The 22,216-nt window shown below is 32.4% G+C and carries 23 protein-coding genes; 7 read left to right on the top strand and 16 right to left on the bottom strand.

What is annotated here, in order from left to right; all coding sequences use genetic code 11:
* Nucleotides 1-31 precede the first annotated feature (31 nt).
* From DG508_RS09665 to lipA, 3 genes are read right to left on the bottom strand one after another with little or no spacing between them, the layout of a single operon-like run.
* Nucleotides 32-2,272: a tetratricopeptide repeat-containing hybrid sensor histidine kinase/response regulator gene (locus tag DG508_RS09665; protein WP_234418209.1), complete on the bottom strand. Its 2,241-nt coding sequence runs from the start codon at nucleotides 2,270-2,272 to the stop codon at nucleotides 32-34.
* A gap of 9 nt (nucleotides 2,273-2,281) precedes the next feature.
* On the bottom strand, nucleotides 2,282-3,286 hold the full coding sequence (gene gap, locus DG508_RS09660; RefSeq protein ID WP_108867944.1) for a type I glyceraldehyde-3-phosphate dehydrogenase: 1,005 nt from the start codon (nucleotides 3,284-3,286) through the stop codon (nucleotides 2,282-2,284).
* A gap of 25 nt (nucleotides 3,287-3,311) precedes the next feature.
* The gene (lipA, locus tag DG508_RS09655) at nucleotides 3,312-4,184 is read right to left on the bottom strand and encodes a lipoyl synthase (RefSeq protein ID WP_108867943.1); all 873 of its coding nucleotides are present in this window, start codon (nucleotides 4,182-4,184) and stop codon (nucleotides 3,312-3,314) included.
* 275 nt (nucleotides 4,185-4,459) lie between these two features.
* Between lipA and DG508_RS09650 the strand changes: the two genes are divergently transcribed.
* On the top strand, nucleotides 4,460-4,690 hold the full coding sequence (locus DG508_RS09650) for a hypothetical protein (RefSeq protein ID WP_108867942.1): 231 nt from the start codon (nucleotides 4,460-4,462) through the stop codon (nucleotides 4,688-4,690).
* An 18-nt stretch (nucleotides 4,691-4,708) separates the two neighbouring features.
* On the opposite strand, the gene DG508_RS09645 is transcribed toward DG508_RS09650, so the two are convergent.
* From DG508_RS09645 to DG508_RS09630, 4 genes are all read right to left on the bottom strand, one after another.
* Entirely contained in the window at nucleotides 4,709-5,278 is a 570-nt protein-coding gene (locus DG508_RS09645; RefSeq protein WP_234418208.1) for an RNA polymerase sigma factor, read from the bottom strand.
* Between the two features lie 41 nt (nucleotides 5,279-5,319).
* Nucleotides 5,320-5,526 carry a membrane or secreted protein gene (locus DG508_RS09640; protein ID WP_108867941.1) on the bottom strand — a complete coding sequence of 69 codons (207 nt, stop codon included), beginning with the start codon at nucleotides 5,524-5,526 and terminating at the stop codon, nucleotides 5,320-5,322.
* A gap of 281 nt (nucleotides 5,527-5,807) precedes the next feature.
* A complete protein-coding gene (gene murB / locus DG508_RS09635) occupies nucleotides 5,808-6,821 on the bottom strand; it encodes a UDP-N-acetylmuramate dehydrogenase (RefSeq protein ID WP_108867940.1) in 1,014 nt (337 codons plus the stop codon).
* Complete coding sequence (locus DG508_RS09630) at nucleotides 6,821-8,011, bottom strand: pyridoxal phosphate-dependent aminotransferase (protein ID WP_108867939.1); 1,191 nt, start codon at nucleotides 8,009-8,011, stop codon at nucleotides 6,821-6,823. The genes murB and DG508_RS09630 overlap by 1 nt, the downstream gene beginning before the upstream one ends.
* A gap of 105 nt (nucleotides 8,012-8,116) precedes the next feature.
* Here DG508_RS09630 and DG508_RS09625 point away from each other — a divergent pair, with 105 nt between their 5' ends.
* Nucleotides 8,117-9,466, top strand: a complete 1,350-nt coding sequence (locus DG508_RS09625; protein ID WP_108867938.1) for a PDZ domain-containing protein — start codon at nucleotides 8,117-8,119, stop codon at nucleotides 9,464-9,466.
* 83 nt (nucleotides 9,467-9,549) lie between these two features.
* Here DG508_RS09625 and DG508_RS09620 read toward each other — a convergent pair whose 3' ends face one another.
* Nucleotides 9,550-9,942: a DUF1573 domain-containing protein gene (locus DG508_RS09620; RefSeq protein ID WP_108867937.1), complete on the bottom strand. Its 393-nt coding sequence runs from the start codon at nucleotides 9,940-9,942 to the stop codon at nucleotides 9,550-9,552.
* A gap of 258 nt (nucleotides 9,943-10,200) precedes the next feature.
* Between DG508_RS09620 and DG508_RS09615 the strand changes: the two genes are divergently transcribed.
* Nucleotides 10,201-12,834 carry a valine--tRNA ligase gene (locus DG508_RS09615; RefSeq protein WP_108867936.1) on the top strand — a complete coding sequence of 878 codons (2,634 nt, stop codon included), beginning with the start codon at nucleotides 10,201-10,203 and terminating at the stop codon, nucleotides 12,832-12,834.
* 66 nt (nucleotides 12,835-12,900) lie between these two features.
* Here DG508_RS09615 and DG508_RS09610 read toward each other — a convergent pair whose 3' ends face one another.
* The 6 genes from DG508_RS09610 to rsfS all read right to left on the bottom strand — a co-directional run bounded on the left by DG508_RS09610 (nucleotide 12,901) and on the right by rsfS (nucleotide 17,798).
* Nucleotides 12,901-13,167 carry an acyl-CoA-binding protein gene (locus DG508_RS09610; RefSeq protein ID WP_103865678.1) on the bottom strand — a complete coding sequence of 89 codons (267 nt, stop codon included), beginning with the start codon at nucleotides 13,165-13,167 and terminating at the stop codon, nucleotides 12,901-12,903.
* Between the two features lie 117 nt (nucleotides 13,168-13,284).
* Nucleotides 13,285-13,932 carry a phosphatidylserine decarboxylase family protein gene (locus DG508_RS09605; protein WP_108867935.1) on the bottom strand — a complete coding sequence of 216 codons (648 nt, stop codon included), beginning with the start codon at nucleotides 13,930-13,932 and terminating at the stop codon, nucleotides 13,285-13,287.
* The gene (locus DG508_RS09600) at nucleotides 13,922-14,731 is read right to left on the bottom strand and encodes a phosphatidate cytidylyltransferase (RefSeq protein ID WP_108867934.1); all 810 of its coding nucleotides are present in this window, start codon (nucleotides 14,729-14,731) and stop codon (nucleotides 13,922-13,924) included. The genes DG508_RS09605 and DG508_RS09600 overlap by 11 nt, the downstream gene beginning before the upstream one ends.
* A 1-nt stretch (nucleotide 14,732) precedes the next feature.
* Nucleotides 14,733-15,344, bottom strand: a complete 612-nt coding sequence (locus DG508_RS09595; protein WP_108867933.1) for an LUD domain-containing protein — start codon at nucleotides 15,342-15,344, stop codon at nucleotides 14,733-14,735.
* Nucleotides 15,345-15,460: 116 nt separating this feature from the next.
* Nucleotides 15,461-17,413: an ATP-dependent zinc metalloprotease FtsH gene (gene ftsH, locus DG508_RS09590; protein WP_108867932.1), complete on the bottom strand. Its 1,953-nt coding sequence runs from the start codon at nucleotides 17,411-17,413 to the stop codon at nucleotides 15,461-15,463.
* A gap of 13 nt (nucleotides 17,414-17,426) precedes the next feature.
* Nucleotides 17,427-17,798 carry a ribosome silencing factor gene (rsfS, locus tag DG508_RS09585; RefSeq protein WP_108867931.1) on the bottom strand — a complete coding sequence of 124 codons (372 nt, stop codon included), beginning with the start codon at nucleotides 17,796-17,798 and terminating at the stop codon, nucleotides 17,427-17,429.
* Nucleotides 17,799-17,887: 89 nt separating this feature from the next.
* Between rsfS and DG508_RS09580 the strand changes: the two genes are divergently transcribed.
* Nucleotides 17,888-18,619: a biotin--[acetyl-CoA-carboxylase] ligase gene (locus tag DG508_RS09580; protein WP_108867930.1), complete on the top strand. Its 732-nt coding sequence runs from the start codon at nucleotides 17,888-17,890 to the stop codon at nucleotides 18,617-18,619.
* Here the strand turns inward: DG508_RS09580 and DG508_RS09575 are convergent, their stop codons facing one another.
* Together DG508_RS09575 and pyrE are read right to left on the bottom strand one after the other, a co-directional pair.
* Entirely contained in the window at nucleotides 18,620-19,012 is a 393-nt protein-coding gene (locus DG508_RS09575) for an SRPBCC family protein (RefSeq protein WP_108867929.1), read from the bottom strand.
* A 16-nt stretch (nucleotides 19,013-19,028) separates the two neighbouring features.
* On the bottom strand, nucleotides 19,029-19,670 hold the full coding sequence (gene pyrE / locus DG508_RS09570; protein ID WP_108867928.1) for an orotate phosphoribosyltransferase: 642 nt from the start codon (nucleotides 19,668-19,670) through the stop codon (nucleotides 19,029-19,031).
* A gap of 8 nt (nucleotides 19,671-19,678) precedes the next feature.
* On the opposite strand from pyrE, the gene DG508_RS09565 reads away from it, so the two are divergent.
* The 3 genes from DG508_RS09565 (at nucleotide 19,679) to DG508_RS09555 (ending at nucleotide 22,209) form a co-directional block, all read left to right on the top strand.
* Nucleotides 19,679-20,287 (top strand): NUDIX hydrolase, encoded by a 609-nt coding sequence (locus DG508_RS09565; RefSeq protein ID WP_108867927.1) that lies wholly within the window; start codon nucleotides 19,679-19,681, stop codon nucleotides 20,285-20,287.
* Between the two features lie 93 nt (nucleotides 20,288-20,380).
* Nucleotides 20,381-20,842, top strand: coding sequence for a peptidoglycan-binding protein LysM (lysM, locus tag DG508_RS09560; protein WP_108867926.1), 462 nt, complete (start codon nucleotides 20,381-20,383; stop codon nucleotides 20,840-20,842).
* A gap of 134 nt (nucleotides 20,843-20,976) precedes the next feature.
* Entirely contained in the window at nucleotides 20,977-22,209 is a 1,233-nt protein-coding gene (locus tag DG508_RS09555; RefSeq protein ID WP_108867925.1) for a glycoside hydrolase family 18 protein, read from the top strand.
* Nucleotides 22,210-22,216 lie beyond the last annotated feature (7 nt).

The following is a 22,216-nucleotide window of genomic DNA, read 5'->3' as shown; positions in this document are numbered from 1 at the left end:
ATAGCTATAATAAGGCGGCAATGTTCAGAAGTTATGCTGTAGTTTGTTTTTTTATGAGGGCTTTATGTAGTTTGGTGAAAAACTCTTCTGTTTTATATGGCTTGGGTATTATGTCATTGAATCCGTTTTCATAGAATTCATCAAGGTTATCGTCTAGTGTAACTGCTGTTAATGCAATGATAGGGATTTCTTTATTAAATTCTCTAATTTGTTTAGTAGCTTCAATTCCACTAATTCCTGGCATATGGATATCCATTAGGATAAGGTCAAAATTATTTTGTTTTGTTTTGCTTATTGCAATATCTCCATTATCTGCAACATCACATTTTATTTTATTTTTTTCAAGAATTTTTCTGGTAATTATTTGATTGATTTTATTGTCTTCTACAACCAAAACATGTTTGTCTACCATTACATTAAAGTCAATTTTTTTGGCTTCTTCTTCGTAGTTGGTAGTTTTGTCCTCAAAAATGTCAAATTTGAGTGTGAACAAAAACTTAGAGCCTTTTCCGAGTTCACTCTCTAATTTGATTTCACTATCCATGAGAGATAACAAATTTTTCACGATAGATAAACCTAATCCAGTACCTCCAAATTTTCTATTTATTTGAACAGAGCCTTGTGTGAAATTCTCAAAGATGCTAAGTTGTTTTTTTTCTGAAATTCCAACTCCATTATCTTCAATTTCAAAACTAAGTAATACTTTGTTTTCTGTTTTATTAATAGGTTTTACACGTATCCAAATGTCTCCGTTTTGTGTAAATTTTATAGAATTCCCGATAAGATTAATAAGGATTTGTGAAACTTTTAGAGGATCTCCTTTTAATTTAGAAGGGATGGATTCATCAAATTGATAATGTAATTTATTATTTCGGTCTTTTGCAGACTTGCTTAAAGCAATTAATACATCATTAATCCGTTTTTTTAGATTAAATGAGGTGTTTTCTAATTCTACTTTGTTAGCTTCTAGTTTGTTGAGGTCTAAGATGTTGTTGATTAGTGATAAGAGGTATTCTCCTGAGAATTTAAGAGAATTAAGGTGTTCTTTTTGATTTGGTGTTGGGCTTTCTTCAAGTAATAAATGGGTTAACCCTGTTACAGCATATAGAGGGGTTCTTAATTCATGGGTTATGGTAGAAAGAAACTGAACCTTTGCTTCACTGGCCCTTTCAGCATTTTCTTTTGCTAGTATGAGTTCGGTATTTTTGTTCTGTAACAATTCATTAGCTCTGGCTCTAAGGTTGTTGTTTTTGTATAAGGATAGAGTGAGTAAAGATAATATGGTTATCAAAGCTATACTGAGTATTGTAGTAAGGCGACCTAATTTTAGAGATTTTTGTTGTTGAATGTTTTCTTCTGTGAGTTCTTCAATAAGAACATTATTTTCGTTTAAGTTTAATTTAGCGCTTGCTTCTTGGGCTATAATTTCTTTATTGATATTAAATAAAGAGTCTTTGATTTTTTCGTGAGCTCTAAGGTTATCAAGAGAAGTAAGATAATTCTCTTTTTTCTCATAGATTCTACTGTAAAGTTCATAGCATTCTGATCGTATCTCAGCATACCCCATTTCTTTACCAATTTTCATCGCTAGATCGTTTGTTTCTTTTGCTTGATCTGTTTCATCAAGTAATAATTCTGCTCTGGCTTTATTGGTAAGTAGTTTGGCTTTGAAATAATTTTGTTTAAATGAATTTATTATTGGTAATCCATCGTTGAAATGCCGAATTGCTAACTCAGGTTGATTTTGAGCTAGAGCCAAAAGACCTAGGTTTAGTTGAATGGGGCCTTCCTGGTTTTTTATTTTATTTTTTTGGGTTAGGGCAAGGGCAGCTTCTAGAATTTTTAGTGCTGTTTTGTATTTTTTAAGCTTTGTAGCAACAGAGCCATAGATTGTATAAGAACAGGCTAGTGTAATTTCGTCTTTTTGATCATTCTGGATTGCAATTGCTTCAAGGATTTGTTGTTCGGCCTTTTTAATGTCTCCTAATTCCCTGTAGAGTTTAGCAAGAACCATATTGGTTTTAGCTATATAAGTTCTGTCTCTTTCTTGTAGCGCTAGTTCTTTTGCATTTATTATATTAGAAAGAGCAAGTTCTAATTTTGTTTGTTCTATTGAGCGGGAAGCATTTGATAAATAATTTTGAATAGAATCTTTTATTTGGTTGTTTTCAAGTTCTGAAGTTTGTGCAGGACTATGAAAATAACAAATAAGTAATAACGTAATTATAAAATATTTGATTTGGGTTGGCATTTTTCCTCTGAAATATCTCAACTAAGATAGTTATTTCTTGCAAATGTTGATAATTAAATCAATTATTCTGTTACTATATCCAATTTCGTTATCATACCATCCTATGATTTTTATCATCTTTCCTATAACAGAAGTCATAAGTGAATCAAATGTACAAGAGTATGGGTTTCCAAGAATATCAACAGATACGATTGGGTCTTCTGTATAAGATAGAATGCCTTTTAGGTTAGTTTCTGATGCTTTTTTGAATGCCGCATTAATTTCTTCGATAGAGGTTGGATTTTTTACATTGAAGGTGATATCTGTAAGCGATCCATTTGGTACAGGAACTCGTATACCACATCCCCCTATAACACTACTTAAATCAGGGAATATTTTTGTTAACGCTTTTGCGGCTCCTGTGGTGGTAGGAACTATAGATTGATTAGCAGCTCTAGCTCTTCTTAAATCTCTATGAGGTTGATCATGAAGGCTTTGATCGGTAGTGTAACTATGTATTGTGGTAATGTATGCTTGTTCAATTCCACAAAGATCATTTACCACCTTGATCATAGGAGCTGCATTGTTGGTGGTGCATGAAGCGTTTGAGATGATGGTTTCAGAACCGTCAATAATGTGATCATTTACCCCCATAACAATAGTTTTTATACTATCTTCAATTGGAGGAGCAGAGAGAATGACTTTTTTAGCTCCTGCGGTAAGATGTTTTTCTGCGTCTGATTTGGTTTTAAATTTCCCTGTTGCTTCTATAACAACATCAACATCGTATTTTTTCCAATTACAATTCTTAGGGTCTACTTCGTTTAGTAAAGGTATTAAGGTGTTGTTAACTATTATATGTCCTTCGGTGTGTGCTATTGTAGCAGAAGAAATACCGTGAATACTGTCGTATTTAAGAAGGTGGCTTAAGGTTTTTGAGTCAGAAAGATCATTGATAGCTACTACCTGTATATCTTTATGATTGATTAATAGCCTAAATAAATTACGGCCTATTCTTCCAAAACCATTAATTGCAACTCTAGTAGGTGTATTCATTAATTTTTTACAGCTTTTATAAGGTCTAAGTCAAGTGTTTTTGAGCTTTGTAAGAAGATCTTACTAAGGCACTACTTTCTACATGTCTGAATCCCATTTCAAGACCTATTTCTTCGTATTTTTTAAATTGATCTGGAGTAATGAATTGTTTTACTGGTAGGTGTTTTTTACTTGGTTGTAAGTATTGTCCTATTGTTACAACATCCAGATTTACTGATTTAAGATCTTTGAGTACTTGTATTACTTCTTCTTCCTTTTCTCCAAGGCCTAACATAATTCCACTTTTTGTACGTCTAATCCCATTATCTTTAAGATATTTTAGCACTTGTAGACTTTGTTCATATTTGGCTTGAATTCTAACTTCTCGTGTTAATCGTTTTACGGTTTCCATATTATGAGAAACTACTTCTGGCTTTACTGCGATTATCCTATCTATGTTTTTTGTTTTTAACTGGAAGTCGGGAATCAATGTTTCTAATGTCGTTTCAGGATTCATTCTTCGTATGGCCTGAATAGTTTCTGACCAAATTATAGATCCTCCATCAGCAAGATCATCACGGTCTACAGATGTGATAACAGCATGTTTGATGTTCATTAATTTTATAGATCTGGCAACTTTTTCTGGTTCTTCCCAATCTACAGTTTCTGGCCTCCCTGTTTTTACTCCACAAAAACCACAGGAGCGTGTACAGATATTTCCTAATATCATAAAGGTAGCAGTACCTTCACTCCAGCATTCTCCCATATTAGGACAACTTCCTGAGGTGCAAATAGTGTGTAGGTTATACTTATCTACCAGACCTCTGAGTTCAGTGTATTTTTTTCCGGTAGGAAGTTTAACACGTAACCATTTTGGTTTTCCCTTAGGAGGAGCTACGCTAATAACATCATTATTCATACAAGCAATGTTTTTAGCAAAAGTACAAAGAATGCTTAGATTAAAATGAAGTTTTGAATAAAGTTCATACTTCATTAGGAATAAATTTGAGGGGGGTAGTGATAAAAAACTAAGTTTTATAGTAGTATAGGGAATAGTAAGTAATATTATTACAATTATTCTTTTTTTATTGCAAAACCACCTTAAAACAGAGCTTTAACATCAGGTTAAAATTAAGTTAATGTAAAATTTTTTTTGATTTTGCCAGTTATCTTGTCTGATAAATGTTAAGTATCATGCATGAAGAGTTGGTAAGTCTAAAAAAAATACAAAACAATCGAAAACGTGTAGAGAAATGGTTAATTAATAATCAAAAGTATATTAATATTACAGCTTTAGAAAAAGAAATTTCTGCACCAAAAGGATTAATTCAGAAATTTGTAAAATATGATAAGAAGATTCATGATAAATGGATTGATCCTTTGTATGGTGTTATCAAACAATTTGCTTCTTTTAAATTAAGGTAATTAAACAGGAATAAATGCTTAGTTTGCATCGGTGATAATTTCTGATAATAGTTTTCTTGCACGTAATAATTTTACTTTTACGTTATTTATAGGTTCATCGAGGTGATGTGCAATTTCTTTATAACTCAATTCTTGAAAATAACGTAAATTAATTACTTTTTGGTAGTTAGGTTTTAATCTTTTGATATAAAGTAATAATTGAGCTAGGTTTTGCTCTGTAATCAATTTATCTTCGGGAGTGGGAGTGCGGTCTATGATTTTATATACTACATCATCTACTTGCGCAGTCGTTTTGGATTGGATTGATGCATTTTTTTTACGTAATAAATCAATATGGATATTCTTAGAAATTTGAATTAACCAAGTTTTGAAGTTATATTCTTCTTTGAATGTGTTGATTTTGTCAAATGCTCTAGAAAAACTTTGTATTGTTATATCCTCTGCTTCATATTCATCCTGAGTTCTTTTTAATTGAAAACTGTATACGTCATTCCAAAATGTATCTAGAAGATAATTAAAAGATATTTGTTTTCCTTCTTTAGCTTTTTTTATATGATCTTCTAGGAGGATTGATTTTTCTTTTCTCAATGATTTTTTTTTGAATGAAATACTACAAGTTTGATAAAAGATTAACTAGAATGTTCTTCATCATTACAAGACGAATATTGATCAGGAGTTTTACCACAAAGGGAGCATGATTCTCCTTCTTTGTTAAGAAATGGACTTTGACTTGCACAAGTGCCTGCGAATTTACCATCTTTTTTTGCCCATAATTTAATAGCAATACCAGCAAATGCCATTAGTAATAAACCAATTGTAAGTAATATAAGCTTCATAATTATTATAAAATCAAAATTATATGCAAAGATACAAAGAATGTGTATTTAACCCACTTTATGCGTTAGAAAATCTATTACATCTTGCAAGTTCTGCAAAAACAAAGGTTACGCTCCATTTTTAAATTTAACCGCATTGGTATTACGCTAAAATTAAGAAAACACCAATTTTTATTGTACTCTCAAGCTTCATAGCGAAGTTCTAGATTATATATCGGGTTTAAGAAGTGGGGGATCTCAAAAATAAGCGTAGTAGTTCAATTTTTTGTATAATGTTTATACTAGATGATATTAACTTCTGTTTCTAGAGATATATTAAATTTATCTTTGATTGTAGTTACTATTTTTTTTGATATTTCAAGAACTTCATTTCCTGTTGCATTGTTGTAATTTACTAAAACCAAGGCTTGTTTTTGATGCACTCCAGCATCTCCCCAACGTTTTCCTTTGAAACCAGATTGTTCTATTAGCCAGCCAGCGGGGATTTTGATATGATTTTTGTCTATTTTATAAAAAGGAATGTTAGGATGTGCTTGTTGAAGCTTTATAAAGTGATCAGAGTTTATTACTGGGTTTTTAAAAAAACTACCACTATTCCCTATTTCTGAAGGATTTGGGAGTTTGCTTTGTCGTATTTTGATAACAGCATCAGATACATCTTTGATTGTGGGTTGGGTGATTTTTTGATCAGCTAAAGCATTTTCTATCGCACCATAACTAGTGTTGAGTTGGTGTTCTTTTTTTGTCAGTTTAAATGTAACTTTAGTAATGATATACTCTCCTTTTGCTTCGTTTTTAAAAATAGAGTTACGATACCCAAACTTACAATCGTTGTTTAGAAAAATATGTTTTTTTCTTGTAGAAATATTAATTGCTTCACAGCTCACCATTGTGTCTTTGAGTTCTACTCCATACGCTCCAATATTTTGAATAGGAGCACTACCTACATAACCTGGGATTAATGATAAGTTTTCTAAACCTCCGTAATTGTTTTTGATACAATATTGAACAAAGTCATGCCAGTTTTCTCCTGCATTTGAAGATACCAATACGTGTGTGTCTGATGTTTCTGTAACTGTAATTCCTTTGATAGAAATATGTAATACGAGAGAATTTATGTTTTTTGTCAATAACATATTACTTCCTCCGCTGAGTATGAAAAGCGGTTTATTCTCGTTTTTGATAAGAGTGTCTTCGAGCTCATTTATAGAGGTGATCGTTGCAAATTCAGAAGCAAAAACTTCGATTCCAAAAGTATTGTATCTTTTTAGAGACTTATTGTACTCGATTTTCATTATTGATTATATTTTTCTAGTGCTTTTTTTAATATCTCGATTGCTTTTTTTAGATCTCTACGATTTAATACATACGCAATACGCACTTGTTTTTTTCCTTTATCAGGGCTTGAGTAAAATCCAGATGCAGGCGCTAGCATAACTGTTTGTTTGTCTAAATCAAACTGATCCAAAAGCCATTCTGAAAAATGATCTGCATCTTTGATCGGTAACTCGGCGATACAATAAAAAGCGCCTTTTGGAGTAGTTACTTTTACTCCAGGTATTTCGTTGAGTCCAGCAACTAGAGTGTCTCTTCTAGCTTTGTATTTTGCAACCGTTTCGGTGTAGTAGGAATCAGGAGTGTCTAGAGCTGCTTCGCTTGCTATTTGTGCTAGAGTAGGCGGACTCAAACGCGCTTGTGCAAATTTCATTGCAGTAGCAATTACACTCTTGTTTTTGCTTATCATGCACCCGATACGTGCTCCACACATACTGTACCTTTTGGAAACAGAATCTATAATAATAGCATGATTGTCTAGATTCTTTTCTTGCAAAATAGAATAATGCTCAGAATCATCATATACAAATTCACGATATACTTCATCAGAAATCAAAAAGAGATCATATTTGATTGCAAGTTTAGCCAATTGTTTTATTTCTTCTTTGCTATATAGGTATCCAGTTGGATTACCAGGATTACAAATTAGAATAGCTTTTGTTTTGTTAGTGATAAGTTTTTCAAATTCAGATATCAATGGTAATGCAAACCCATTTTCGATTTTGGAAACAACAGGAACTACTTTGATATTAGATTGAGTAGAGAAGCTATAATAGTTTGCGTAAAAAGGTTCTGGGACAATGATTTCGTCTCCAGGATCAGTGATACTACCCATAGTGAAAATTAAGGCCTCACTGCCTCCTGTAGTGATCAGAATATCATCAGAAGAGACAGAAATACTGTGTTTAGTATAATAGGTTGCTAATTTATTTCTTAAACTCTCAAACCCTGCAGAATGACTATAGGCTAGGATGTCTAAATCATGATTACGTATTGCATCCATCACTCCAACTGGAGTCTTGATGTCAGGTTGACCAATGTTAAGATGATAAATATGCTTACCTTCTTTTGCAGCTTTTTCTGCAAAAGGAACCAATTTTCGAATTGGTGATTCAGGCATAGCTTTTCCTTTTTTTGATACTATTGGCATTGAGTCTGATTTTGAAAAATAAAACGGCAGTAAATGTCTTAAAATAATTAAGAAATAGATGTATAGTTGCTATGATTTTTCAACTATTTTTCTATATTTATTGTAATGAAGGTTTTATCACAAGGTTTTTGCTATTTTCTTAAAAGTAAGATTACTATATTATTTCTATTATCTCATGTTATTCTTTTTGCCCAAAAAGACTTTGAATTACCTATTGGGAAAAAGAAGGATAAAGTTAGATTTGAATTAGCGAATAATCTTATTATTGTTCCTGTCGTTGTAAACGGTGTAGAGTTGTCGTTTATTTTGGATACAGGAGTAGGATCTACTATTATTTTTAGTGTAGATAATAAAAGTTCTATAGAGCTCAAAAATACATCCAAGATTTATCTTAGAGGATTAGGGGATAATGAGCCTGTAGAGGCTATAAAATCTATGAATAATGAAGTAACTATTGGTAAAGCAACAAGTGCAAATCACAAGATTTATTTAGTATTGGATGAATCAATCAACTTCTCTCCAAGAATGGGATTTCCAGTACATGGAATTATTGGATATGATTTTATTAAAGATTTTGTTTTAGATATTAATTATAGTAAAAAGATAATTAAGCTGTATAATCCTGAATCGTATCAATACAAAAAGTGCAAAAAATGCTATCAAACAGCGTTGGATTTTAGAGGAAAAAAGAAAAGACCTTTTGTTAAAGCAAAGTATGAGGCAGTAGAAGGCTTGATTGATGTAAACTTATTATTAGATTCAGGATCAGGTTCTTCTTTGTGGTTGTTTAAAAATAAAGAAAAAGGGATATATCCTTCAGAAAATTCTTTTAGAGATTTTTTGGGTAAAGGGTTTAGTGGTGAAATTTATGGAGAGAAAACTAAAATTAAAGGACTTCATATTGGTGCATTCAAAATGAAAGAAGTAACTACTTCGTTTCCTGATTCAATTTATATACAAGGTATCTCTTTGGATAATAGGCAAGGATCATTAGGAGGTAATGTTTTGAAGAGATTTAATATTATTTTGGATTATCCTCATAAAAAAATATCTTTTAAAAAGAATAGTTTTTTTGGAAAACCATTTAATTATAATATGAGTGGTCTTACGATACAACACTCTGGTTTTACTGCGGTAAAAGATTATAAAGAAAAGGACAGGGTATATTTAGGACTTAATAAGATCGTGAGTAAGAAAACATTTGAATTGTTGAATAATTTTGTGCTTCAACCTAAATATGAAATTATGGATGTAAGGCCAAATTCACCGGCAGAACTTGCAGGGTTAAAAAAAGGAGATGTTATTTTACAGGTAAATGGTAAGAGAGCATACCAATATAAACTTTCTGACCTTAATGATTTGTTTTATCTTGATGAAGGGAAGAAAATTAGAATGAAGATAGAACGATTAGGTATTATGATGAATTATCAGTTTTCTTTAAAAAAGGTACTTTGAATTAGCATATTTTTTTGAGAGTTATAAAAATATAAAAAGGGATACCATGATGGTATCCCTTTTTATATTTTGGAGTACTTGTTTTAGTTTTCTAAAACACTTTTATCAAGTACAGTACCTTTAATTTTTAAAGCTATTGTTGGACGATCAGGATCGTTCGATTTTACAGAAACAGTTTTTCTAATATGACCAACTCTTTTTGTGTCGTATTTTACTTCAATAACACCCAAATCTCCAGGTGCAATAGGACCTTCTGGTTTTTTAGGAATTGTACATCCGCAACTAGAATATACTTTAGAAATAACTAATGGTGCTTTACCAGTGTTAGTAAATTCAAATTTACGAATACCGTCACTACCTTTGGCAATTTCACCATAATCAATAACTTCGGTTTTAAATTCTATTTGTGCTTTATCCTGTGCATATAAGGTTGTGCCAAGAAAACCAATAAATAAAATTATCATTATTTTTTTCATAATGTAGGTTTTTGTTAAACGTAAAAGTACTTACTTTTTATTCAATTGCAAAATGGCAAATAAAAGTAAGAGGTTAAAACCAGGAATATGAGTTGAAAAATTTGAATATAATAAGCTATATCTAAACTGCTTGTTTTGTTGTAATAGTATTATCTATTTTTCGTATTTATATTTTTAAAAATTTTCATATTTCAGACTTCGTACTTCATACTTTAATAAGTACTTTTGCTTCTTTAAACTCAAAAATCAGACCAAAGTATGTCTTTAGCAGGAAAATACGATGCAAAATCAATAGAAGAAAAATGGTATGCCTACTGGATGGAAAACAATTATTTTCATTCTGAAGTTGATGATAGAGAAGCGTATACTATTGTAATTCCACCACCAAATGTTACTGGTGTTCTCCATATGGGACATATGCTTAATAACACAATTCAAGATGTGTTGATTCGTAGAGCTCGATTAAAAGGTTATAATGCCTGTTGGGTTCCAGGAACAGATCATGCATCTATTGCTACAGAAGCAAAGGTGGTTGCTAAACTCAAAGAGGATGGGATTGATAAAAATAATCTTACTAGAGAAGAATTTTTAGAGCATGCTTGGGAGTGGACTCATAAACATGGGGGGATTATTCTAGAGCAATTAAAAAAATTAGGAGCTTCTTGTGATTGGGAACGTACTGCCTTTACAATGGATGACAATTTGTCTGCGTCTGTGATTAAAGTTTTTGTAGATCTTTATAATAAAGGTTTGATTTATAGAGGGTATAGAATGGTTAACTGGGATCCAGAAGCCAAAACTACCTTGTCTGATGAAGAAGTGATTTATGAAGAAAAACAGGGTAATTTATATTATTTGCAATATAAAATAGAAGGTACAGATGATACACTTACTATTGCGACTACTCGTCCTGAGACTATTATGGGGGATACGGCTATATGTATCAACCCAAATGATGAACGATTTACTCATCTTAAAGGAAAAAAAGCGATTGTACCTATTGTTGATAGAGCGATACCAATAATCGAAGATGAGTATGTGGATATGGAGTTTGGTACTGGTTGCTTAAAAGTTACTCCAGCTCATGATCCTAATGATAAAGTTTTAGGCGATAAGCATAATCTTGAGGTAATAGATATTTTTAATGATGATGCTACTTTAAATTCTTTTGGAGGAAATTATAAAGGGAAAGATCGTTTTGTAGCAAGGAAAGAGATTGTAAAAGAGTTAGAGGCAATAGGGGTGTTAGAAAAAACAGAAACACACCTTAATAAAGTAGGAACTAGCGAGCGAACTAAAGCTGTGATTGAACCAAAATTGAGTGATCAATGGTTTTTAAAAATGAAGGATCTAGCTCAGCCTGCTTTGGATGCGGTTCTTGATAAAGAAGTGAATTTGGTTCCTGAAAAATTTGTAAGTACCTATCGTTATTGGATGGAGAATGTTCGGGATTGGAATATCTCTAGACAGTTATGGTGGGGGCATCAGATTCCTGCATATTTTTACGGTGATGGTAAAGAGGATTTTGTAGTTGCAGAAAATAAAGAGGATGCATTGGTATTGGCAAAAGAAAAAACAGGAAATTCAGCCTTAACTATTGCTGATTTAACTCAAGACCCCGATGCTTTAGATACTTGGTTTTCTTCTTGGTTATGGCCAATGAGTGTGTTTAATGGTATTTTGGAGCCAGATAATAAAGAAATTAATTATTATTATCCAACTAATGATTTGGTTACCGCACCAGAGATTTTGTTTTTCTGGGTAGCACGTATGATTATTGCTGGGTATGAGTATAAAAAAGAGAAGCCTTTTACAAATGTGTATCTTACAGGGATCGTTAGGGATAAACAAAGACGTAAAATGTCTAAGTCCTTAGGTAACTCCCCCGATCCACTAGACCTAATAGAGCAATATGGTGCAGATGGTATTCGGGTAGGGATGTTGTTGAGTTCTCCTGCGGGGAATGATTTGATGTTTGATGAAGATTTATGTAAGCAAGGAAGTTCTTTTGTAAATAAAATATGGAATGCTTTTAGATTGATTAAAGGATGGGAAATAGATACAACTATCGAACAGCCAGAATCTTCTTCTATTGCGATAAAGTGGTATGCTTCAAAATTTCAAAAAACTTTGTTGGAGTTAGAAGATAGTTATTCCAAATATAGAATAAGTGATGCTTTGATGATAACCTATAAGTTGATTTGGGATGATTTTTGTAGTTGGTTGTTAGAAATGATTAAGCCTGCGTATGGTAGCCCTATTGATGGTAAGACGTATGCAGAGGTTATTACGGTTTTAGAAGAAAATCTAAAAATTTTACATCCTTTTGTTCCTTTTATTTCAGAAGAAATATGGCAACAGATTGCTAATAGAACTACAGAGGAGGCGTTGATTATTGCCAGTTGGCCAAAAGCACAGCCAATTAATGAAGATTTGATTGTTGAGTTTGAAACCGCAGCTGATGTTGTTTCTGGAATTAGAACAATACGTAAAGAAAAAAATATATCATTTAAAGAGACTATTGAATTATCGGTATTCAATAGTGAGAATACTCCGACTACTTTTGATACTGTAATCAGTAAATTAGGGAATCTATCAGCATTGGATTATGTAGATGCCAAGGTAGATGGAGCTCTTTCTTTTAGAGTGAAATCTAATGAATATTTTATCCCAATTTCTGGAACAATAAATATAGAAGAAGAGATTAAAAAGCTTACAGATGAACTATCTTATACAGAAGGTTTTTTGAAGTCTGTACAGAAAAAATTACAAAATGAACGTTTTGTAAATAATGCACCAGATCAGGTTATTGCTAATGAGAGAAAGAAAGAAGCTGATGCAGAGGCTAAAATAGCTACGATAAAATCAAGTCTTGAAGGTTTAAATGGATAGAAATAGACAAGACATTAAGATATGTAGATTAAAAAAAAACTTTGACTGAATAGTCAAAGTTTTTTTTTAATCTGTAATATGTTTGTTGACCATGTCAATGTATTTTTCTTTGGCCTCTTTTGGTGTAAGATGTTTTGCTTGAAAAAATGCATTTAGCTTAAAGGCATTTCTAAGCTCGCTATTTCCTGATGGGGTGAATAGGCTTTCTGTGTGTGTGGCTCGCTTGTAGTAAGCATAGAAATAAAGCATGATGTCTGGAGGTAACTGTATTTTGGTATTGCAGGCACGCTCATATGCATTCTCAAAGGCGATATTTAATTCTTCTTCAGTCATGTTTAAGAAAACTCCTTTTTTCAGAATTTGTATTTGGGGAAATTCAAAAATGATTATAAGATTACTATTCTTAATTAATATAAAGTTTATTTAAAACTTTTTTGGAATTTATTGTTGTTATAAGGAAGCAATAACACTTTCTCCTCCTCTGACTTTTTGATCAAGGCTTACATCTACTTTGGTTCCTATAGGTAGATATACATCAACTCTAGATCCAAATTTAATAAATCCACTGTCAGAACCTTGAATTACTTTTTCTCCTTCTGTAGCATAGTTTACAATTCTCTTTGCTAATGCTCCAGCAATTTGACGATATAGAATTGTGATAGCATTATTTTTTACCACAACAGTTGTTCTTTCGTTTTCTTCAGAAGCTTTAGGGTGCCATGCAACAAGGTATTTTCCTGGATGATACTTGCTAAAGACTACTTCTCCTCCAATAGGGTGTCTGGTGACATGCACATTGATAGGTGACATAAAGATAGATACTTGTAGTCGTTTATCTTTAAAATGTTCTTTCTCGTATACTTCTTCAATAACTACAACTTTTCCATCTACTGGCGAAACTATTGTGCTTTCATCTATTTTTGTGACTCTTTTTGGGTTTCTGAAAAATTGTAAGATCAGAATTAAAAAGACTAGTGTTGTAGAAAATATAGCGATTTGCAATTCTTTGATTTGAATAGCAACATAAGCAGCTAAATTAATGCCTAGAAATAATACGAGTGTTATTGATATTATTTTATATCCTTCTTTATGAAACATGCTTCAGTATTTGTAAAAATGCGTATAAAAATGGGCTAGCAAATATAATACTATCTAATCGATCATATATGCCTCCGTGACCAGGCATTATAGTGCCACTATCTTTGACACCTGCTTGCCTTTTAAACTTAGATTGTATGAGATCTCCCAGTGTGCCAAAAATACTCATAATTATGCTTATAATCAACCAAACTGTAATAGATAATGTGTCAGAAAATATAGCGATAAGGTATCCAGCAATCAATGAGAATATAAAACCTCCAATAAAACCTTCTACCGTTTTTTTAGGAGATATTCGTTCTAATAATTTGTGTTTTCCAAAATTTTTACCAACTAAATATGCAAAGGTGTCATTCACCCAAGTTATCAAAAATGCCCCTGCTATAATAAATGGTTGGTATTCTCCAGAGTAATTAGGTAGGAGTGTAGAAAATATAATCGATGTGATCAAATAGAAGATAGTGGTCAGGTATTTTCTTTTTTCGAACATGGGTATAATTCGAATGGTGACCAGATCTTTTACCAAAAACAACTCAGTGATAATAGTAAGAGCTAATACAGGTAATATAAAGTAGTAATAAAGCTCATCTTGACATAGGTGTAATATAACCAAAAGGGCAATGAATATTACATAGAGTCTTTTGTTTTTAAGGTAAATTAATTTTTGGAACTCATAGATAGTGATTATTCCAAAAATAAAAAATACCCCAATAAAAGTATATTTATTGATAAATATTGAGAGTAGTAATATAGAGACATATAAAAGTCCCGATAAAGATCTTGTAAGCAGTTCTTTCATGTTATAGGTCTTCCAGAAGGAGCAAATATAAATTTTTTGAACTACTTCCGTAGCTTAAGAAATCTTTTTCTTTTTGTGGTTCAAAATCCTTGATGGTTGTAATGTTTGAGGGGATTGCGTTTCGGTTTTTGTTTTTGATTCCTTTGAGTCCTTCTCCGATATTCTTAACTAATTGACTTGTAGCTGCAAGGATTACAAAATTGTCAGGTAATTCGGTAAGTTTTTTCTCTCTAAGTTGGTTAGAAGAGATTAATATGGCGCCACTATCTGCGATTAAATATTCACAAGTAGCGAAAAAGAAAGAAGCAGAAAAGTTTTTTACAAAACTTAAATTAAAGCCAGAAAATTTATGCTCAAGGCTGTTATCAAAACAACATACTTCTTTTTCGTACCAGTCATTTTCCAAAAGAATTTTATCAAAAGAATCAGAAACTTCATTTTCGTTATCACAATAAAGAAACTTACCTCCATTTCTTTTGAAGTTTATCATAAAGCTTTCATCGATCGGTAGATCGATTTCAGGCATATATTTACTACGATCTTCTGTGTGACGTTCTTTAGCCTTTTGGTCTGATTTAGATTTTGAGGAAAAGATTCTTCTAAATAGACTCATTTTAGATTGAGATTGGGGGATTACGGTTTTACATTACCTCCAAAGATAAAAAAAATCTTAACCTAATATTCTCATTAGGCTAAGATTTTTCAATTTACTTGTAAAAACGGTAGTTTTTAAGAAGGTTCGTTTACGATTTCTTCTTCTTTTTTACCGAATGGACGTTCTCCGAATATTTTTTCTAGATTATCTTTGAAGATAACTTCTTTTTCTAAGAGTACTTCTGCAAGCTCCGTTAATTTATCTTTATGTTTCTCTAAAAGATCAATAGCTCTTTGATATTGCATCTCGATAATATTAGAGATTTCTTTATCAATTAATTCACTGGTTTGCTCGCTATAAGGTTTAGTGAAATTGTATTCACTTTGCCCTGATGAATCGTAATACGTTAAATTTCCTACTTTATCATTCAATCCATATACAGTTACCATTGCTCTTGCTTGTTTTGTAACTTTCTCAAGATCACTCAAAGCTCCAGTAGAAATTTCGTTAAAAATAACTTTTTCAGCAGCACGACCTCCTAATGCGGCACACATCTCATCTAGCATTTGGTTAGGTCTTACGATAAGCCTTTCTTCTGGTAGATACCATGCAGCTCCTAGAGATTGCCCTCTTGGTACAATGGTTACTTTTACTAGTGGTGCAGCATGTTCCAGCATCCAGCTTACAGTTGCATGACCAGCTTCATGAAAAGCGATAGCTCTCTTTTCTTCTGGGGTAATAATTTTATTCTTTTTCTCTAAACCACCAACAATCCTATCTACAGCATCAAGAAAATCTTGTTTACCTACAGCACTATTACCTTTTCTGGCAGCAATCAAGGCAGCTTCATTACAAACATTGGCAATATCAGCTCCAGAGAATCCAGGGGTTTGTTTAGCCATAAATTCTGTGTCTAGTTCATTTTCTACCTTTTTAAGGGGTTTTAAATGAACATCAAAAATTTCTTTACGTTCTCTAATGTCAGGTAAATCTACGTATATCTGACGGTCAAAACGACCTGCACGTAGTAATGCTTTATCTAATACATCAGCACGGTTAGTAGCAGCTATTACAATAACGTTGGTGTTGGTTCCAAAACCATCCATTTCTGTAAGTAATTGGTTTAGTGTATTTTCTCTTTCGTCATTAGACCCTGAGAAATTACTTTTACCACGAGCTCTACCAACTGCATCAATTTCATCAATAAAAATAATTGCAGGAGATTTTTCTTTAGCTTGTTTAAATAGATCTCTTACACGAGAGGCACCTACTCCCACAAACATTTCTACAAAATCTGATCCAGATAATGAGAAGAATGGTACTTTGGCCTCACCAGCAACAGCTTTTGCTAATAATGTTTTACCAGTTCCAGGAGGTCCAACAAGTAATGCTCCTTTTGGGATTTTACCTCCTAAAGAAGTATATTTTTCAGGATTTTTAAGAAAATCTACAATTTCTTGCACCTCTTCTTTAGCTCCTTCAAGACCCGCTACATTTTCAAAAGAAACTTTTACTTCTGTGTTTTGATCAAAGAGTTTTGCTTTAGATTTTCCTATATTGAATATTTGACCTCCAGCACCACCGCCAGAACCTCCACTCATTCTTCGCATGATAAATATCCATACTCCAATAATTAGAGCAAAAGGCAAAAGAGTAATAAAGATTTCTCCCCACACATTGCTTTCTGTGTCATAATTTACTTGCGTGCTTAAACCGTTTTTGCTTTTTATTGTAGCAATTTTATTTTCAAAATTTTGTAAATCACCAAATTCAAACTGATAATCAGGATCACTAGGACTTGCTGGTAACAGTGATTTGTTTTGTTTCTTTTGGTGTTTTTCTAATGATTTGGCTTCTGGAGTAAGAAAGACTTTTGCTTTACGGCGATTAATAATCACTACTTTTTCAACTTCTCCATTGCTCAGAAAATCCTGAAACTCAGAAGGAGAGGTAGTAGGGGCAGATCCTAATCCACTTCCTCCCATAAAATTTAGTACTAAAAAACCAACAATAATGATCGCATAAATCCAATAGGCGCTAAATTTTGGCTTTTTATTCGGTTCTGTTTTTTTATTTTCTTTGGCCATTTACGGTTTTCTTTTAATAATTTGTTTCAATAGCTGTAGTCTTTGCATCCCCCCAGAGTCCTTCTATATCGTAGAATTCTCTGATATGTTTTTGAAAAACATGTACAACGACGTGAACGTAATCAATTAGTACCCATTCTGCATTTTCGCTACCCTCTACATGCCAAGGCTTGTCTTTTAACTCTTTACTTACTGTTTTTTGGATAGAACTTACAATTGCATTTACTTGAGTATTAGAAGTTCCGTTACAGATTACAAAGTAACTACATACGGTGTTTTCGATATCTCTAAGATCTAAGATAGTGATATCATTTCCTTTTACTTCTTCAATACCTTTTAATATTTGGGTAATTAATTGATCGTTGCCGATTTCTTTTTTAGTCATGCATTTTTTTAATTTGCGTAAAGTTATTACTTTTTATGATTTTAATGTCTGTATTAGTCGGACATTTATAAAACTTTTACACCTTATACATGCATATAATCAAAGTTGATGCCATTGACTCCACAAATATTTTCCTAAGGGAATTAATTCGTAAAAAAAAACAAGTAGATCCGATTTGTGTTTTGGCAAGAGAACAACTTGCTGGAAAAGGACAAATGGGTACAGTCTGGCAAAGTAACCCAGGAGAAAACCTTACATGTAGTGTGTTTATACCAATTCAAGGAGTACCGCTAGTAGATCAGTTTTTTATTTCTATGGTTACATCTTTAGCTGTTTATGATACATTAAGAAGTATGATGATTACTAAATTATCTATAAAATGGCCTAACGACATTCTGTCAGATCGCCAGAAGTTATGTGGTATTTTGATAGAAAATGTGGTTAAGAATGGCAGTATGATTGGTGCTGTTATCGGTGTAGGGATTAATGTAAATCAAATAAACTTTGATAATCTTCCTCAAGCTGGCTCTTTAAAACAGATTTTAGGGTATAATCTAGAAGTAGAAGAAGTATTGAATTCATTACTACAAAGGTTACAAAAACGCTTTTTAGAATTAGTAGCTTCTAATTACCATAGTATTAAAAAGGAGTATGAAGAGGTCCTTTTTAGAAAAAATAAACCCTCTGCATTTATGAACGCAAAGGGAGAGTCTTTTGTTGGAATTATCAAATCTGTAACTAACGAAGGTAAATTACAGGTTTTAATTGAAGACGATATTATTTCAGATTTTGATCTAAAAGAGGTTAAGCTATTATATTAGTTATAGCTTACTTATATTTTCGCTTAGTGTGTTGATAAAATTCTGAATTGGGTTTTTGATCATCATTGACATCATCGTGTTGAATTTACCTTCAAAAGTAAGTTTTGTTGTACTTTTTCCTTCTTCGGTATCAGTAATATCAGCAGTTAATGTAAAAGGGAGTTTGTCGCTTGCAGCCCCTAATACTACCTGACTAGGGCTAGTATTGCTTTTTTGATCTAGGACTAATTCAGGCATTCCTTTTAGTTGAAAAAGGAACCTTGAATCATTTATTTTTTCAAATTTTTGTTTGCTTTCTGGCATAAGTTGTTCAAAATTCTCAACCTTGGTTAAAAAATCAAACACCTCTTTTGCTGTTTTGTTTACAATTACAGTAGGGCTTTCTAAGTTCATGATGTTGTTTAAGTTATTAGATGTTCCACTCGGCAGGATTTATTCTCCAGCTTTGTAATGTTTGTTCTTGTTCTTTTGTAATATAGTCTGTGTCTAGAGCTTGCTCCAAAAGGTTTTCATAATTGCTTAGAGTGTGCAAAGATAATGCCGCGTCTTTAAAATTTTGTACTGCTATATCAAAACCATAATTAAATATAGCTACCATTCCTTTTACATGCGCATTTACTTCTTTTAGGGCAGCTACAGCGTTGAGACTACTCTTCCCTGTACTTATTAGATCTTCTACGACAACTACATTTTTGCCAGTAGGAACAATACCTTCAATTTGATTCTTTCTGCCATGTTTCTTGGCTTCAGGACGTACATAGATAAATGGTAGGTCAAGTTGTTCAGCAACAAGCATTCCAATACCAATAGCACCAGTAGCTACTCCTGCAATTACATCAGGCTTACCATACTCTTTTTCTATAAAACTAGCAAGATGCTTACTTAGGTAGCTTCGTATCTCTGGATAAGAAAGTGTAATTCGATTATCACAATAAATAGGGGATTTCCATCCAGATGCCCAAGTAAAAGGTTCTTGCGGATTTAATTTAATTGCATTAATTTGCAGTAGTGTTTCAGCAGTTTTTTTTGCTGTATCTTTATCAAAAATCATAGTTGCAAATGTATAAAGTTTTTGTGAATAATACTCCTATTATTCTATCTACAAAAAAGTCTATAGAGGATTATCAAACGATTCCTATTAAAGAAGCAGATTTTTCTACAATTATAAGAGATATCTTGAATAAAGAAGCAATGCATGAAGAAGCAAGATATCATCTGTATCATAAGAAGGAAGATAGGTTGATAGAACATCTTTATACCAAACTTCCTGTGGTTGTAGCAGGTGGGGGCAAAGTGTATAATGCTCAAAAAGAAATCCTATTCATCAAACGTAACGGGAAATGGGATTTACCTAAAGGAAAGGTAGAGAAGAAAGAAGATACGGAGACAGCTGCAATACGTGAGGTAGAAGAAGAAACAGGAGTGATGGGGTTAGAGATTACCAAGTTTTTATACCGAAGTTTTCATGTTTTTAAAAGAAACGGGGAGTTTCGATTAAAAGTAACGTATTGGTTTGAAATGAAAACAGATTATGAAGGAGAATTAGTACCGCAAAAAGAAGAAGGGATTACAAAAGTAAAATGGAAAAACACTAAAAAAGCTAAGAAAGCTCTACAGGATTCTTATGCTAATATTAAATTATTGTTTTCGCATGATTATTTATCATAGCGTTATTTTATTAAATTTATAAAAATATACTTGTGTCCAAATAATAAGGAGATAAGCAATTTTATGAATTACTAACTAAAACAAACTAATATTATGGGTTTATTTTCATTTATTAAAGGAGCTGGAAAAAAAATATTTGGCAGTAAAGATGAAACAGTCAAAGAAGAAGTAGTTGTCACACCAAAAACTAAAACAGAATTATTAAAAGCAGAAATAGATCGTTTAGGCATACCTGTGTCAGGTCTTGATGTTTCTGTTTCAGAGATGGTAACGGTATCAGGGCAGACTGTCACCAATGCAGATAGAGAAAAAATCATTTTGGCAATGGGTAATATAGATTGTGTTGGATGTGTAGAGGATAATATTACGGTAACCAACCCAGAACCAGAAGCTACTTTTCATGTGGTGAAAAGTGGAGATACGCTTTCTAAAATTTCTAAAGAAGTATATGGGGATGCTATGAAGTACAATGTGATTTTTGAAGCGAATACTCCAATGCTAGAACATCCTGATAAGATTTATCCAGGACAGACCTTACGTATCCCTGTGTTGTAATACAAGAAATTATATACGATCAAAAAAACAGTTCACTTGATAAAGAAAAGAGGAGGTGAAGCCTCTCTTTTCTTTATCAAGAAACTCTATGAACTCTGGTGAAAATTGTGTTATCAATTTGATATGCTAAAAAAATGAAAGTTAAGATATTTGTTATTCTTTTAGTGACTCTTTTTTTTACAATTGCTTGTAATAGAAAAGAAGGTGAAGAAAAAGATGTGTTAAAGTATTATAACTCTTCTGGCACTTATATAGGCCCAAATCATTCACATTACAAACAATTTAAAGAATATGATTTTACTACAGAAGAGCAGTGGGATAGCCTGAACCACCTTACTCAGCATACCAAATCTGTAACTCGATATGCTGTTCATAAAGATTATAGAACATTTGGGTGGCATGTTTTCTCAAAAGGATCAGCATATAAGAGTTACGACTTTTCTTTGTTATGGGGGATTTCATATTTTTCGTACATGGTTAATGAGCAAACGGGAGGATACGATAATATTCATCAATGGAAAACGACCGCTTTGGTTGATAGTGCAAAGGTTAATAAATGCAAAGTGTTTCTTACTGTATCTAGTTTTGGGGAGAAAAAAAATGCCATCTTTTTAAAAAATCAAAAAGCTCAAAATACATTAGCAGATAGTTTAGCAATATTATTGGCGCTAAGAAAAGCAGATGGAATCAATATTGATTTTGAAGGTGTGTCGTCTAAATATAAAAAGGAGTTTAGTGATTTTGTAGTCAAGTTGTCAAATCATCTACATAAGGAAAACCCTAAGTATATGGTTTCATTAGCATTATATGCAGTAGATTATCATAATATATTTGATATAAAAGCTATTGATACTTCGATAGATTTTTATACCCTTATGGCGTATGATTATTATGGAGCATTTAGTAAACATGCAGGGCCAGTATCTCCGTTGAGAAGTAGTTCAATATGGGGGGAGCACAGTATAGAATCCTCGGTAGATTATTACCTTAAAGAAGGAATAAGCCCAAGTAAGCTTATTGTTGGATTGCCTTATTATGGAGATGCATGGATAACCGAAGGTACTTCTGTACCTAGTAAAGCCAAAAAATTTATTTCTCATGATATGTATAGTACAACTCAAGAATTGCTGGATACAAAAAAGTATAAAATAAGTTTTGATACTGTAAGCTCTACACGATATGGTATATATAAAGAAAAGGGAGTGATAAAACAACTTTGGTTTGATGATAGTTTGTCATTATCTTTAAAATATGATTGGATCAAAGAAAAAAAACTATCAGGAGTAGGTATATGGGCTTTAGGATATGATCATGGAGATACTGACCTATGGGAGCTCTTGGCGGATAAATTTGGACAGGAAAAGTAATTTATGA

The sequence above is a fragment of the Aquimarina aquimarini genome (assembly GCF_900299535.1).
Classification (GTDB): Bacteria; Bacteroidota; Bacteroidia; order Flavobacteriales; family Flavobacteriaceae; genus Aquimarina; species Aquimarina aquimarini.
Note: the sequence above shows the minus strand (reverse complement) of the source record. Positions and strands in the feature narration are given on the sequence as shown.

Coding starts and splice junctions, on each gene's coding strand:
- rsfS (WP_108867931.1), bottom strand. CDS start 17,798: ATGACTAAAAAAGAAATCGGCAACGATCAATTAATTACCCAAATATTA.
- DG508_RS09575 (WP_108867929.1), bottom strand. CDS start 19,012: ATGAACTTAGAAAGCCCTACTGTAATTGTAAACAAAACAGCAAAAGAG.
- DG508_RS09580 (WP_108867930.1), top strand. CDS start 17,888: ATGCATATAATCAAAGTTGATGCCATTGACTCCACAAATATTTTCCTA.
- ftsH (WP_108867932.1), bottom strand. CDS start 17,413: ATGGCCAAAGAAAATAAAAAAACAGAACCGAATAAAAAGCCAAAATTT.
- DG508_RS09630 (WP_108867939.1), bottom strand. CDS start 8,011: ATGCCAATAGTATCAAAAAAAGGAAAAGCTATGCCTGAATCACCAATT.
- lipA (WP_108867943.1), bottom strand. CDS start 4,184: ATGAATAATGATGTTATTAGCGTAGCTCCTCCTAAGGGAAAACCAAAA.
- DG508_RS09595 (WP_108867933.1), bottom strand. CDS start 15,344: ATGAGTCTATTTAGAAGAATCTTTTCCTCAAAATCTAAATCAGACCAA.
- DG508_RS09615 (WP_108867936.1), top strand. CDS start 10,201: ATGTCTTTAGCAGGAAAATACGATGCAAAATCAATAGAAGAAAAATGG.
- DG508_RS09610 (WP_103865678.1), bottom strand. CDS start 13,167: ATGACTGAAGAAGAATTAAATATCGCCTTTGAGAATGCATATGAGCGT.
- pyrE (WP_108867928.1), bottom strand. CDS start 19,670: ATGATTTTTGATAAAGATACAGCAAAAAAAACTGCTGAAACACTACTG.
- DG508_RS09565 (WP_108867927.1), top strand. CDS start 19,679: ATGTATAAAGTTTTTGTGAATAATACTCCTATTATTCTATCTACAAAA.
- lysM (WP_108867926.1), top strand. CDS start 20,381: ATGGGTTTATTTTCATTTATTAAAGGAGCTGGAAAAAAAATATTTGGC.
- DG508_RS09650 (WP_108867942.1), top strand. CDS start 4,460: ATGCATGAAGAGTTGGTAAGTCTAAAAAAAATACAAAACAATCGAAAA.
- DG508_RS09625 (WP_108867938.1), top strand. CDS start 8,117: ATGAAGGTTTTATCACAAGGTTTTTGCTATTTTCTTAAAAGTAAGATT.
- DG508_RS09600 (WP_108867934.1), bottom strand. CDS start 14,731: ATGAAAGAACTGCTTACAAGATCTTTATCGGGACTTTTATATGTCTCT.
- murB (WP_108867940.1), bottom strand. CDS start 6,821: ATGAAAATCGAGTACAATAAGTCTCTAAAAAGATACAATACTTTTGGA.
- gap (WP_108867944.1), bottom strand. CDS start 3,286: ATGAATACACCTACTAGAGTTGCAATTAATGGTTTTGGAAGAATAGGC.
- DG508_RS09640 (WP_108867941.1), bottom strand. CDS start 5,526: ATGAAGCTTATATTACTTACAATTGGTTTATTACTAATGGCATTTGCT.
- DG508_RS09555 (WP_108867925.1), top strand. CDS start 20,977: ATGAAAGTTAAGATATTTGTTATTCTTTTAGTGACTCTTTTTTTTACA.
- DG508_RS09620 (WP_108867937.1), bottom strand. CDS start 9,942: ATGAAAAAAATAATGATAATTTTATTTATTGGTTTTCTTGGCACAACC.
- DG508_RS09605 (WP_108867935.1), bottom strand. CDS start 13,932: ATGTTTCATAAAGAAGGATATAAAATAATATCAATAACACTCGTATTA.